At 47.2% G+C, this 14,333-nt stretch carries 11 protein-coding genes and 1 pseudogene; all 12 read left to right on the top strand.

Going from position 1 to position 14,333, the window contains the following annotated elements:
* Positions 1–112: 112 nt before the first annotated feature.
* The 12 genes and pseudogenes from ETC02_RS12500 (at position 113) to xylB (ending at position 14,301) form a co-directional block, all read left to right on the top strand.
* A complete protein-coding gene (locus ETC02_RS12500) occupies positions 113–1,048 on the top strand; it encodes an integrase (protein ID WP_371810205.1) in 936 nt (311 codons plus the stop codon).
* Positions 1,020–1,760, top strand: a complete 741-nt coding sequence (gene istB, locus ETC02_RS12495) for an IS21-like element helper ATPase IstB (RefSeq protein WP_050367329.1) — start codon at positions 1,020–1,022, stop codon at positions 1,758–1,760. Before ETC02_RS12500 ends, istB begins: the two co-directional genes overlap by 29 nt.
* A 298-nt stretch (positions 1,761–2,058) precedes the next feature.
* Complete coding sequence (locus tag ETC02_RS12490; RefSeq protein WP_050367328.1) at positions 2,059–3,249, top strand: ISL3 family transposase; 1,191 nt, start codon at positions 2,059–2,061, stop codon at positions 3,247–3,249.
* A gap of 279 nt (positions 3,250–3,528) precedes the next feature.
* A complete protein-coding gene (xylF, locus tag ETC02_RS12485) occupies positions 3,529–4,620 on the top strand; it encodes a D-xylose ABC transporter substrate-binding protein (RefSeq protein WP_050367327.1) in 1,092 nt (363 codons plus the stop codon).
* A 112-nt stretch (positions 4,621–4,732) separates the two neighbouring features.
* Positions 4,733–5,512 (top strand): annotated as a pseudogene (locus tag ETC02_RS12480) (ATP-binding cassette domain-containing protein); the annotation flags it as partial.
* Between the two features lie 90 nt (positions 5,513–5,602).
* On the top strand, positions 5,603–7,051 hold the full coding sequence (gene tnpC / locus ETC02_RS12475; protein ID WP_171698302.1) for an IS66 family transposase: 1,449 nt from the start codon (positions 5,603–5,605) through the stop codon (positions 7,049–7,051).
* A 28-nt stretch (positions 7,052–7,079) separates the two neighbouring features.
* The gene (locus ETC02_RS12470) at positions 7,080–7,868 is read left to right on the top strand and encodes an ATP-binding cassette domain-containing protein (protein ID WP_483299731.1); all 789 of its coding nucleotides are present in this window, start codon (positions 7,080–7,082) and stop codon (positions 7,866–7,868) included.
* 2 nt (positions 7,869–7,870) lie between these two features.
* Positions 7,871–9,046: a sugar ABC transporter permease gene (locus ETC02_RS12465; protein WP_042380752.1), complete on the top strand. Its 1,176-nt coding sequence runs from the start codon at positions 7,871–7,873 to the stop codon at positions 9,044–9,046.
* An 84-nt stretch (positions 9,047–9,130) separates the two neighbouring features.
* A complete protein-coding gene (locus ETC02_RS12460) occupies positions 9,131–10,126 on the top strand; it encodes a Gfo/Idh/MocA family protein (RefSeq protein ID WP_050367325.1) in 996 nt (331 codons plus the stop codon).
* A gap of 16 nt (positions 10,127–10,142) precedes the next feature.
* Positions 10,143–11,189 carry an aldose epimerase family protein gene (locus ETC02_RS12455; RefSeq protein ID WP_050367324.1) on the top strand — a complete coding sequence of 349 codons (1,047 nt, stop codon included), beginning with the start codon at positions 10,143–10,145 and terminating at the stop codon, positions 11,187–11,189.
* Positions 11,190–11,450: 261 nt separating this feature from the next.
* On the top strand, positions 11,451–12,788 hold the full coding sequence (gene xylA, locus ETC02_RS12450; RefSeq protein ID WP_050367323.1) for a xylose isomerase: 1,338 nt from the start codon (positions 11,451–11,453) through the stop codon (positions 12,786–12,788).
* A 13-nt stretch (positions 12,789–12,801) separates the two neighbouring features.
* Positions 12,802–14,301 (top strand): xylulokinase, encoded by a 1,500-nt coding sequence (gene xylB, locus ETC02_RS12445; RefSeq protein WP_050367322.1) that lies wholly within the window; start codon positions 12,802–12,804, stop codon positions 14,299–14,301.
* The last annotated feature ends 32 nt before the right edge of the window (positions 14,302–14,333 follow it).

The raw sequence follows: 14,333 nt of genomic DNA, 5'->3' as shown, positions 1-14,333 counted from the left end.
TTGAATCACGTCCTCCTCCCCCTCCTATGAACCGATGGATTTTCTCTTCCGAAATAATTCACAAAAAATTTAGCACATTCTTTCAGAAAAGGGGAGAGGGCTTTCTGAAGGAATGTGCAAAAAAATGGCTCTTTTGTTCCGAAATAAAGTGATAATTTACACCGAAGCGTTTCTGCGTTTCCAAGCCCACTACGGGTTTGAAGTACAGCCGTGCAATCCCGCCAGCGGGCATGAAAAAGGGAATGTGGAGAGGAAAGTATACTACGTACGCCATCGTTGTTTCGTTCCCGCCCCTGTGGTGGAAAGCGATGAACAGCTGACCGAATGGCTACGGGTCAAAATGATCGAAGATCGTTCTCGCCTTCACTATGAAAAAGGAGTGCCAATTGAAGAGTTGTGGAAAGAAGATCAAAAAGAGCTGAAAGCATTGCCTTTGGACGATCTTCCGATCTTCTCTTTGGATACGGTGAAAGTAAACAAATACGGGGAGATTACAGTGGATGGGGAAAAGTGGGTGATCCATCAAGCTCGGGTGAATCAGTCTCTCGTGGTGCAAAAAGGGTGGGATCGCTTTATCTGCCTATCCAATCAAGGAGAAGTCGTTTTTGAAGCTCCTCGGCCGTATATGAACCAGAAACAAGAAATCCCTTGGGAAGAGATTTTCAACGATTGGGAGAAGAAGCCTCGATCCGTGAGTTATTCGCGATTTTTTAAGTACTTGCCAGAGAAGGTGCAAACATATTTGACCTTCCGTAAGGAAGAGGTCAAACAGCGCGTTCGGGGAGTTCGGGAACTCTTAAAAAGCCATACATTGAAAGAACTGGATGAATGGTTGAACAAAGAGCAACGATTCGACTTGGCCCCTCATGAGTTAAAGGTGTTGTTAGAGGCGAAACAACAAGCTTATCCGGAAAAGTGGAAAGAAACTTACACCCCTTCGGTGTTTGTCGATTATGAGACGGATTTACACCTTTATGACCAACGGCTGTGCCCGTCATGGGAAGGAGGGGCAAACCGGGATGACTCGGGACATCAAAGAGATTTGTAAAGCGTTGCATTTGGCGTATATTGCCGATCGTTTTGAGGAGGTGCCATACGAAACAAAAGAGCAATTTTTACGGGATGTACTGGCTTTGGAAATCTCATCGCGTCAAGAAGCGAAACGGTCGAAGCTGATCAAGAAGGCTAAATTCCGGGAGTTAAAGTGGCTGAAAGACTATGAGTGGTCCGATCACATTCATTGGCCCTCCACAACGACCAAAGAGGAGCTTTGCGACCTTGTGTTTTTGGAGCGGAGACAGAACGTATTGCTTTTGGGATCGCCCGGAACCGGGAAAACCCATTTAGCCACGGCTTTAGGATTGAAGGCATGCGAGAAAGGCCATGAGGTGCGGTTTTTCCGAGTGGCTGATCTCGTTGCCCAACTGGAAGAGGCCTTAAAAAACGGGACACTGCCCCGTCTGAAACGGCAAATCGAGGCGTGCGAACTATTGATTCTCGATGAACTGGGATATGTGCCGTTTCAAAAACAAGAGTCAGAACTGCTTTTTCACATCATCGCGGACTGTTACGAACGAAAAAGTGTCATCGTGACCTCGAATTTAGAGTTTGGACAGTGGAACCGGGTATTTGGGGATAACCGCCTCACCGCTGCGTTAGTGGACCGTCTGGTCCATCACGCCCATATCATTACCTTTACAGGAGAAAGCTATTGTCTAAGACACGCGCTTTCTTCTGTGAAGAAGATATCATCCAATTAGCAATTCATTGGAAAAATCGAGCTGCAAGCCTATGTATTTTTTACTGCAATTCTCTGCATTTTTTGCTTGCAAAAAACAGCTGAGAGAGCCTAGCCAGTGTTTTTTGTAGCAGAAGGCAAGAACTTTTCTCTTTTCTCTCCTTGTCTCCGGATATGAAGATCAAAACTTTATGAAGAATTACTCAAAAAACTTTGGGTTCATCACCAAATTTTGTGATTTAGTGACAAAAAAGAGAAAGCACTGACGAGATCCTGGCCATAATGTTAGCGGTGAAATCAACATTAAGGAGGTCTCGTAAGTGCTTTCGATACCACTAGGATTGCCAGAATTGAAAGTGATTAAACAAGAACTTCATTCCTATGGTTATGCGATTCATGTAGAGAAAACAGAGACCCAGGAGCGCTGCCCTCATTGTGGATTTGCCACTTCCTCTGTCCACGACAAACGGACAAGAAAAGTACGGGATTTGGCGATTTTCCATCAGCCGGTGTACTTGTTCGTCAAGGTAAAGCGCTATCGGTGCCGGAATTGTTCCCAAGTGTTTTCCGCCTCTTTGGAATCGATTGAACCCAATCAACATTACACTAGTCGATTTTGTGAGCACTTGTATGAACTTTGTGAAGGCTCCACCATTCAAGAGGTTAGTCGAAAGCAGCGCATCCCCTATACGACATTGGAACGCATCTACTACTCCATCGCATCAAAAAAAGCAAAAGAGCGTCAAAACACAATGGAGGCATCTTGTCAGGAAGGGATGGTGCTTAGCTTAGATGAAATCGCGGTAAAAAAGGGACATCAGTATGAAACCGTATTGATGGATGCCAAAGCTGGATCGGTCATGGGAATGCATGCCGATCGCCAATGTGACTCCGCCATCAACTTGTTGAGCCAAAATATCCTGTCGAAAGAAATGGTCCAAACGGTGATTCTTGACATGTGGGAACCTTATCATAAGGCGGTTCGCGCCCTGTTTCCATCTGCTTCGATTGTCATCGATAAGTACCATGTGGTTCAAAAAGTGACCCAAGCCTTGGATCAAGCAAGAAAGGAATTTTCTCCATTGAAAAAGGCTCGATATCTTCTCTTAAAAGGCTGTGAAAAGCTTCGTAAGGACCAACGGCGTCGATTAGACGATATCTTGGAGGAGTATCCGGTACTCTCCATTGCTTATTATCTGAAAGAGTTGTTTCGGGATTTTTACCGAACCGATGGATATAACGAAGCAAAGGAACGCTTGGAAGAATGGATTCAGTTAGCTAAACAGAGCCCTTTTGCTTCTTTTCAGCAAGCAGCCAACACGTTTGAAAGGTGGAAGGAGCCGATTCTTTCCTACTTTTTGTGCCCATATACGAATGCCCGAATCGAGGGGACGAACCACAAGATCAAAAACATCAAACGCCGGGCATATGGCTATCGAAATTTAGAACGGTTTCGTTTGCGTGTATTTCTGGAGTGTACAGGGAACACTACAGGTAGTCAGGCTGCCTAAGCACTCCCTTCTTCCGCTATCGGTATGATAGTTGGTAGAATGGAACCCGTCAAGGAAAGCACTTGACTGTTTCCATTCTACCAACTTCGTGGTCTGTATGCGGAAGAAGGATCCTGACTGATGAATCTATTTCATCCAGCTAACATGTCTCTAGGATTGAGTAGAAATCACAGAAAATGGTGAAGACCCAAACTTTGTTTGTATTATTTACAAACAAACAAAACTGCTTTATAATTTACTTGAAAGTTTTTAAAAATTACGACCTATTAGGGGGATATTATGAAGAAAGCTTCAAGGTTCTTAAGTCCTGTCTTATTCCTCTTCCTCATCCTATTGTTGTCAGCCTGCGGGCAGGACGTTGCCAAAAATGAAAGCGGAAACAATAGTGGAGGTCAGGCAAGTCAAGACAAAAAAATTAAAATTGGTTTTTCTGTATCCGATCTGACACTTGAAAGATGGCAGCATGACCGTGACATTTTTGTTGAAGAGGCTAAGAAGTTAGGGGCCGATGTTTTAGTTCAGTCCGCAAACGGGGATAGCGAGAAGCAACTGTCACAAATTCAAAATATGCTTTCCCAAGGGATTGATGTTTTAGTCATTGTAGCCGTTAATACTGAATCCTTATCTCCAGTCGTTCAACAGGCTAAAAAGGAAGGAGTAAAAGTACTTGCTTATGACCGGCTCATTATGAATGCGGACGTAGATGCCTACGTGTCTTTTGACAACGTACGTGTCGGCGAAATGCAAGCGGAGTATTTGGTGAAAAAAGTACCTAAAGGAAACTACTTCCTATTGGGCGGCTCACCGACCGATAATAACGCGAAGATGTTTAGAGAAGGACAAATGAATGTTTTACAGCCATTGATTGATAAAGGCGATATTAAGGTTGTCGGGGATCAATGGGCAAAAGACTGGCAAGCTTCTGAAGCGATGAGAATTATTGAAAATGCATTGACAGCCAATAAAAACCAAATTGATGCCATTGTAGCATCGAACGACAGTACTGCAGGCGGGGCGATTCAAGCGCTGAAGGCTCAAGGTCTTGACGGAAAAGTAGCGATTTCTGGCCAGGACGCCGACTTGGCTGCCGTTCAGCGAATTGTGGAAGGAACTCAATCAATGACCGTGTACAAACCGATTAAAAGCATCGCAACAAAGTCTGCTGAAGTTGCAGTACAGCTGGCGAAGGGTGAAAAAATTCAAGCGGACGAAACAGTGAATAATGGGAAGGTAGACGTGCCGTTTATTAAACTGGATCCGATTATGGTAGATAAAGATAATGTGATTGACACTGTTATTAAAGATGGATTCCATTCGTATGACGAAGTTTACAAAAATGTTCCTGAAGACAAACGCCCGCCGCGTCCGTAATTCGTTATGATTGATATACGGGCAGCCATCCTTGTCGTAACGAGATGGATGCTGCCCGTAGCTTCTAAACTTAGTTTATTAATCTAACTATCTTTGTTAGTAGGTGGGATATATGCAATCATATGTTTTGGAAATGAAGGGAATTACAAAAGAGTTTCCAGGGGTTCGGGCGTTGGATAACGTGACTTTTTCTGTCCGTAAGGGAGAAATTCATGCCCTTTGTGGTGAAAATGGTGCAGGGAAGTCTACCTTGATGAAAGTCTTAAGTGGGGTTTATCCATATGGATCATATGATGGAAAGATCTACATCGAGGGAAAAGAAGTCCGATTTAGAAATATTAAAGAGTCTCAAGAAGCAGGAATTGCGATTATTTATCAAGAACTAGCTGTAGTCGAGGAAATGACGGTTGCGGAGAACTTATTTCTTGGTCATGAACTAATGAGAGGTAAATATATTGATTGGCATCGTTTATATTCTGAGGCACAGAAATGGTTGCAGAAAATTGGGTTGGATATTGACCCAGAGACAAAGGTTCGCAATTTAACGGTGGGCAAACAGCAGTTAATTGAAATTGCTAAAGCACTCTCAAAAAATGCTAAAATTATTATTTTAGACGAACCGACAGCAGCATTAACCGATAGTGATGTTGCCACCTTAAAAAATATTTTGTGCGATCTTCGTTCTCAAGGAGTAACTTGCATTTATATCTCCCATAGACTGAATGAAGTTATGGAATTGGCAGATACGGTAACCGTTTTGCGTGATGGCCAAACAATCAGCACCGATCGTATCGAACTGCTGACAGAAGAGCAGATTATTGCAAAAATGGTTGGAAGGGAATTAAATGAATTATATCCGTATGAACCAAGGAATGTTGGGAAAGAAATTCTGTAACTATTCAGCCACATCATAAAGTGAGCTGAATATTTTCTTCTTTCCTTGTCTATGATGTGAATACTGATAGACAAGGAGGTGAATCGCATGTTGACGGTACAACAAGCTGTATTTACAGTTGAGAGCTTAATCAGCAAAGTTCAACAACAAAAACAGCTCATTCATCAACTCATTCAAGAAAATGAACATTTGCGTCACGAAAACAAACAACTACGCAAAGAAAATGAACAACTGAAGTGCCGTGTTCAAGAGCTGGAAGCACGCACGAAAAAAAACAGCTCCAATAGCCATTTGCCCCCATCTTCTGACCGTTTTGCCAACACACGTTCTTCTCGTCAACCATCTGGCAACAAGCCAGGCGGACAAGAAGGACATCAAGGAACGACGCTCCGTCAAGTGGAACATCCACATCATCGTGTCGTCCACCGTGTGCATACGTGTCAAGGATGTGGGGCTTCTTTGCGTGAAGTCAAACCGTTCAAAGTCGATATCCGTCAAGTGTTTGATCTTCCTCCTGTGACGATCGAGGTGACACAACATGAACGTGAAGTGAAATCGTGTCCACATTGTCGATGTGTTCAACAAGCCGAATTCCCATCCCACGTCACGAATCATGTGCAATACGGTCCACGGCTCACGGCGCTCGTTGTTTATTTACATCATATCCAATTGATCCCGTACAAGCGTTTAAGTGATACAATCGAAGCGTTATATCAACACTCGATTAGTACAGGAACCCTTGCCAATATGGTGAAACGAGGACGCGAAGCGCTGGAATCAAATATGGACATCATCGAAGACGCCTTACTTGAATCCAACATCCTGCATGTCGATGAAACGAGTTTGCGCATCAATGGGAAACTCGCATGGGTGCATGTCGCGTGTACATCGAGATATACGTACTTGGCTCCTCACGCTTCTCGTGGAAAAAAAGCGACCGATGATATCGGGATTCTTCCCCGATATCAAGGAACGATGATGCACGATGGGTTCGGTACGTATCCAAAATACACGCAAGCCACCCATGCCCTTTGTCACGCCCATCATTTGCGTGAATTGAAGGGTTTCATCGAACAAGGGCATACATGGGCATCGCGCATGACCACGTTTCTGTTAGCCGCCAAACAGGCCGTCGAAGCTCATCACGGTGCACTTTCCGAAAAAGAAGCGAAACGGTGGGAACGAGTGTATGATCGCATCCTAGCGAAAGCACAGCACCGATTAGAAACGATGACGCCTCTTCCGAAAAAAGCACTCGCTTTTGTTCGACGGCTTCAGAAACGAAAGGAAGAAGCGCTACGTTTCTTACGCGAAGCTCACGTTCCCTTTGACAACAACCAAGCCGAACGCGATCTTCGTATGGTCAAAGTCAAAGAGAACATTTCGGGTACGTTCCGCGAAGAAACATTCGCCCAGTCGTTTTGCATCACAAGAAGCATCGTTTCCACACTGACGAAACACGAAAAAAACGTGTGGGACTCGTTATGTCTTCTGTTGACAGGCGAAACGCTCGATCGTGTTCTTTCTACCACTTAGGGCATTTTCTATTACGGGGATGCCCTATTTGTGTTGCGCTTCTTTACATACTACTATCGGAGTGAATAGTTACGAAATTCTCAAAGTTGACCACTATTCTGTCATTGATGAACAAACGGGAAGGGAAGTAATTCACGATGTTTCATTTTCATTAAAAGCAGGGGAAATTCTCGGAATCTCAGGATTGATGGGTTCAGGGAGAACCGAATTGTTTACTAGCCTATTCGGTGCCTATCATGGCAAGAAAAGAGGAACAGTTTGGATTGATGGGAAACAAGTTGATATTCGCCGTCCTGCAGAGGCGATTCAGTACGGAATGGCGTATGTATCTGAAGACCGAAAAAAGTATGGTCTCGTTTTAGAGATGGATATTATTAAGAATTCCACTCTTGTCGCTTTGAAAAAAGTCACAAAATGGAACGTTATTGATCATGCGTTAGAAGTGAAGCAGGCAGAAGAAATAACGAAAAGAATGAAATTAAAAGCTCCTACTTTAGAAGCGAAAGTATCCCAACTAAGCGGTGGAAACCAGCAAAAAGTCGTTTTAAGCAAATGGCTTTTAAATAGCCCGAAAATATTGATTTTGGATGAACCGACTCGCGGAATCGATGTCGGGGCAAAGTACGAAATTTACAAAATTATTAACGAGTTAGCTAGTCAGGGAGTGGGAATTGTTTTAATTTCATCTGAGTTGCCAGAAGTCATGGGAATGTCGGATCGCATTTTAGTCATGTCCGAGGGAAGAATAACCGGGGAGTTTCAGCGTCATGAGGCCACCCAAGAGAAAATTATGACTTGTGCAACGGGAGGAAAATGAGGATGAAAAGCCCGATTTCTATAGCGACCTTAGAGAGTCAAACAAAAGGGAAGATACGATGGAAATTTGATTTTCGTTCTTATACGCTAATTATAGCCTTAGTCTTTATCGCTGTTATTTTCAGTGTTTTAACTGACGGAGAGTTCGTATCGTCACGAAATTTATCGAACTTATTTATGCAGATGTCTGTCATTTCGATTTTGGCGATCGGCATGACACTAGTCATTATAGCAGGCCATATTGACTTATCAGTTGGATCTGTTGTCGGATTGACCGGGGGAATCGCTGCGATTTTGCAAGTATGGTATGGCTGGGGAACAGTCTCTGTTATTGTTGTGGCTATTGTTGCTGGCGTATTAATTGGACTTTGGCAAGGATGGTGGGTTGCTTATCGAGGTGTTCCTGCTTTCATTGTAACTTTAGGTGGGATGTTAGTTTTTCGAGGAATTTTGATTGGAATTAGCAATGGCGAGACTGTAGCGCCGTTAGACAATAGTTTCGAAGCGATAGGAAACAGTTATCTCCCTTACGTAATCGGCTACATTTTAGCTGCTGTCAGCATCATTTTATTGTTTCTTTCTTTAGCACGAAACAGAAAGAAACGAAAACAGTTAGGCTTAACGCTCAATTCTAAAATAAATGATTATGGCAAAACAGCAGTCTACTCGCTATGCATTTTAGTATTGGTGTATATGTTAAATCGTTATTACGGTGTTCCTATTCCTATGTTGATCGTTGTTTTATTGGCGCTTGTCTTTGTGTTTATTGCCGTTAAAACCCCGTTTGGACGATATATTTATGCGATTGGTGGAAATATTGAGGCGGCCGCTCTATCTGGGATCAACATCAAGCGTGTTGTATTAGCTGTCTTCATCTTAATGGGAGTGCTTTCGGCGGTGGCGGGTATCATTTTGACAAGCCGACTCAATGCAGCGACAGTCAGCGCTGGGGAGATGTATGAATTGGATGCTATTGCTGCTTGTGTTATTGGTGGCACGAGTTTAATGGGGGGAAGGGGAAATATTGTTGGGGCGATTATCGGCGCCCTTATTATGGCTAGTATCGATAACGGTATGAGCATGATGAACATTGAGACCTTTTGGCAATACATTGTGAAAGGATTAATTTTAATTGTTGCCGTTTGGGCGGATATCTCAAGCAAAAGTAAGGCGAGTTGAGTTCAAGATGTAAAAAAGCGGGAAGAGGCTAGCTCATTCTAATGCTAGCCTATCTCTTTGGAAACAGGAAGGAGAGAACGAAAAGTGAAACCCACTGTCCGTTTTGGCATCATCAGCACCGCTGCTATTGCCAAAGAGGTGATGATTCCGGCGATTCGCCGAACGAGTCATGCGGAAGTCGTGGCCATCGCCAGTGAAAGTGGGAAAGCTAAGCAAGCGGCGAAGGAGCTCGGCATTCCGAAGGCGTATGACAGCTATGGTCAGCTGCTTGATGACCCGGACGTCGACGCAGTGTACATTCCACTTCCAAACAGCCTGCACGCTGAATGGACAATCAAAGCGGCGAAGAAGAAAAAGCACGTGCTTTGTGAAAAACCTGCCGCTTTATGCGCAGAAGATGTCCGGCGCATGATTGAGGCGTGCGAGGAAAACGGTGTTTTATTCATGGAAGCGTTCATGTACCAGTTTCATCCGCAGCATGAACGGGTGAAGCAGCTTTTAGCCGATGGGGCGATCGGTGACATCAAGTACATGCGCTCCCATTTCTCCTTTTACTTGCAAGACCGGGAAACGAATATCCGCATGAACGATGAGCTTGGCGGGGGAAGTCTGTTCGATGTCGGTTGCTATTGTGTGCATTCGACGAGACACATTCTTGGCGCCGAACCTATTGAACTATTTGTTCAGTCCCATTTTGATTCACACCATTCGGTCGATTTGACGACGAACGGTTGGATGAGGATGGAAAACGGTGTTCTTGCGCAGTTCACGTGCAGCTTCGATATGTTCTTCAAAAATGAGTACGAAATCATCGGCACGAAAGGAAACATTGTTGTTTCTCGGGCGTATCGACCGGATGTGGATGATGGAGAGGGACGGATTACGATCGTAACGGCTGATGGCAGCGAGCGCGAGGAAACGGTGTCAGGCGATCAATACGCGCTGCAAATCGAGCACTTTTCGCGCTCCATTCTCGAAGGAACGCCGCTGTTGTATTCCCCGGAGCGCATGATCCAACAAGCACGGACGCTTGATGCTTGCCGCACATCGATGAAAACGGGAGCGATCGTGCGGTTATAAAGGGAGGAGAATCGAGATGAACATTACATACGAAAAGTGGTCCGAATGGAATGGAAACGACGTGTTCTTATTCACCTTGACAAACGACCGTGGTATGGAACTATCCGCGACAAATTACGGCTGCATCGTGACGGACCTCCGCGTTCCCGACCGGAACGGCAAGATCGAAAATGTCGTGCTCGGGTTTGGCCGGTTTGAACCGTATTTGACCAACGCCCCTTACTTTGGCGCGGTGATCGGCCGGGTGGCGGGGCGCATTCAAGGGGCGAGTTTTGAGCTTGATGGCGTCACGTACCGGTTGGCGAAAAATGAGAACAACAACCACTTGCACGGCGGCCCGAACGGATTCCATCGTGTGCTTTGGCAGGCGGAACCGGTTCAGCGCGATGATGCGGTTGGGATCGTCTTTTCGTACACAAGCCCGGACGGGGAGGAGGGATATCCGGGAACGGTTCATGTTCAAGTAGCGTATTGGCTCAATAATAACAACGAATGGACCGTCACGTACCGGGCTCGTTCGGACAAAACGACGCTCGTCAATTTGACGAACCATACGTATTTTAACTTGAGCGGCAACGGCAAGCGTGATATTTTGGATCACACGCTGACCATCCAAAGCTCCCGTGTGTTGGAGCTGAATGAGGAGTTGATTCCGACAGGCCGCGTCTTGGATGTCGCCGGCACGCCGTTTGATTTGCGGCAAGGAAAGACGATACGGGAGGCGGTCGAATCCGGGCATCCGCAAATTGCACTCGTTGGCGGGGGTTATGACCATCCGTTTTGGCTCGATCGGCATCATGACAAAGAGATTGTGCTTTCCGACCCGAAGAGCGGGCGAGTGTTGACGGTGGAGACGGACGAAGTCGGCGTGGTGGTGTATACATCGAACCAGTTGCCGGAAGGGTTGGATTTGGGCGGCGTGCCGTCGCGGAAATATCTCGGCATTTGCTTAGAAACGCAAGGGCTGCCGGATGCGGTTCACCATCCGCAGTTTCCGTCGATCGTATTGCCGGCTGACAAGGAGCAGGTGTCGATGACAAGGTATCGATTTAGTGCTGACTAAGTTGAATTTTAAAATCTGAAAGTAGTTGTGGAAACAGAAAGTCATCATAACAAGCGTCGGAATGTAAAGCATTATGTAATAAAAAACGGTAATATCTAGAGTGTGGGGGATCGTATGCCCATCCCCCCTGTAAAACTTCAACTAACATAGTTGTGGTTTTACAGGTGAAAACACTTTGTTTATATGATAGACAAACAATCATGAAAGCGTTATAATAAAACTGAAACAAATCATTCTCGCTTATTTAAGGAGGACTTGGACATGGCGTATTTCCCGAATATCGGCACCATTCCATATGAAGGACCAGAGTCGCGCAATCCGTTGGCGTTTAAGTTTTATAATCCAGAAGAAAAAGTCGGCGACAAAACAATGGAGGAGCATTTGCGCTTTTCGGTCGCGTATTGGCATACGTTCACGGGGGATGGATCGGATCCGTTTGGCGTCGGCAATATGATTCGTCCGTGGGACAAATACAGCGGGATGGATTTGGCGAAGGCGCGCGTCGAGGCGGCGTTTGAGCTGTTTGAAAAGCTGAACGTTCCGTTTTTCTGCTTCCATGATGTCGACATCGCTCCAGAAGGCGAGACGCTCAGCGAGACGTACAAAAATTTGGATGAAATTGTCGATATGATTGAAGAATACATGAAAACAAGCAAAACGAAGCTGCTGTGGAATACGGCGAACTTGTTCAGCCATCCGCGCTTCGTTCACGGGGCGGCAACGTCATGCAATGCCGATGTATTCGCCTATGCGGCGGCGAAAGTGAAAAAAGGGCTCGAGATCGCCAAACGGCTCGGAGCGGAAAACTACGTGTTTTGGGGCGGCCGGGAAGGTTATGAGACGCTCTTGAATACGGACATGAAGCTGGAGCTTGACAACTTAGCCCGCTTCTTGCACATGGCGGTCGACTATGCGAAAGAAATCGGCTTTGACGGCCAGTTTTTGATCGAGCCGAAGCCGAAAGAGCCGACGAAGCATCAATACGATTTTGATGTGGCGACGGCGTTGGCGTTCTTGCAGACATATGGGCTGAAAGATCATTTCAAATTCAACATTGAAGCGAACCATGCGACGTTGGCTGGCCATACGTTTGAGCATGAGCTGCGCGTCGCCCGCATTCACGGCATGTTGGGCTCGGTCGATGCCAACCAAGGCGATACGCTGCTTGGCTGGGATACGGACGAATTCCCGACCGACTTGTATGCGACGACCTTGGCGATGTACGAAATTTTGCAAAACGGCGGCCTTGGGCGCGGCGGCTTGAACTTTGACGCGAAAGTGCGGAGAGGCTCGTTCGAACCGGAAGATTTGTTCTACGCTCATATCGCCGGGATGGACAGCTTTGCGATTGGTTTGAAAGTCGCTCATCGCTTGCTGGAAGACCGCGTGTTTGAACAGTTCATCGAAGAACGGTACAAAAGCTATACGGAAGGCATCGGCCGCGAGATCGTCGAAGGGACGGCGGACTTCAAAAAGCTTGAGGAGTATGCCTTGCAGCTCGGCGACATTCGCAATGCGTCCGGTCGTCTTGAGCGCTTGAAAACGCTGCTCAACCAATATTTGTTGGAAGTCAGCGTGCCGAGCGCATCCCGTTCGTGAAAGAGGGATGAGGATGGAATACGTCATTGGCGTCGATTTAGGAACGAGTGCCGTCAAAGTGCTGCTTGTCGACCGACACGGCGTGGTGAGAGGGGAATGGACCGAGTCCTATCCCCTTTACCAGCCGCATTCCGGTTATAGCGAGCAGCGCCCGGACGATTGGGTGGAAAAAACGATCGTCGCGCTCCGCCGCGTGTGGGAGACGGCGGGCGTTTCCCCGGAGTCGATCGTCGGCTTGAGTTTTTCTGGACAAATGCACGGGCTTGTGCTGCTTGATGACGACGGGAATGTCGTGCGCAACGCGATTTTGTGGAATGATACGCGAACGACGGAAGAGTGTCGGGAAATTGAAGAAAAGGTCGGCCGCGACCAGCTGCTTTCCATTGCCAAAAATGAGGCGCTCGAAGGGTTTACGCTGCCGAAACTGCTGTGGGTGAAAAACCATGAACCCCACCTTTACGAGCAGGCGCGGGTGTTTTTGTTGCCGAAAGATTATGTCCGCTTCCGCTTGACCGGGCACATGGCGATGGATGTATCGGATGCGGCGGGGACGCTGCTGTTGGATATTGAAACGAAAACGTGGAGCGAGGCGATTGCCCGTGCGGTCGGCGTCGATCTTTCGCTTTGTCCGCCGCTTGTTGAAGCGACGGCGTTCGTCGGGACGCTGCGCCCGGAGGTGGCCGAGCAGACGGGGCTGCCGGTATCGGTGAAAGTGTTTGCCGGCGGGGCGGACAACGCCTGCGGCGCGGTTGGCGCGGGCATTTTGGCAGAAGGCCGCATGATGTCGAGCATCGGCACGTCAGGCGTCGTGCTGGCCTATGAACAAAGCGGGGAAAAAGATTTCGCTGGAAAAGTGCATTACTTCAACCACGCCGAGCCGGATGCCTACTATATCATGGGAGTGACGCTGGCGGCGGGCTACAGCTTTGACTGGTGGAAGCGGACGTTTGCGGAAGACGTGCCGTTTGCCGAGATCGTCCAGCGCGCTGCCGAGTCGCCGATCGGTGCGAACGGGTTGTTGTTTACGCCGTATTTGGTCGGCGAGCGGACGCCTTATGCGGACGCCGATATTCGCGGGTCGTTTATCGGCATCGACTCGCGGCAGACGAAATGGGATTTCGCCCGCGCGGTCATGGAAGGGATTACGTTCTCGCTCAACGAGTCGGTGGAGATCATCAAAGCGAGCGGCAAAACGATCGACTCGGTCGTCTCGATCGGCGGCGGGGCGAAAAGCGCCGAGTGGCTGCAAATCCAAGCCGATATTTTCGGCCTACCGGTGGAGAAGTTGAAAAGCGAACAAGGGCCGGGGCTCGGCGCCGCGATGATCGCAGCCTGCGGCGTCGGCTGGTTTGATTCGCTCAAGGAATGCGCCGACGCGTTCAAACAAGTCGATTCCATCGTCGAACCGCGGCCGGATGCGGTCGCCCGGTACAAAGAGCTGTTTGCGATTTATCGCGATGTATATCCGCGTACGAAAGAACTGGCGAAACGGTTAAAAGCGTTTCGGCCGTGACTCCTCTCCCCCAATCGGCTGGCGGATTGGGG

The organism is Geobacillus sp. DSP4a, from assembly GCF_013096875.1.
In the GTDB taxonomy this organism is placed as follows: Bacteria; Bacillota; Bacilli; order Bacillales; family Anoxybacillaceae; genus Geobacillus; species Geobacillus thermophilus.
This window is presented reverse-complemented; position numbering and strand designations above follow the sequence as displayed.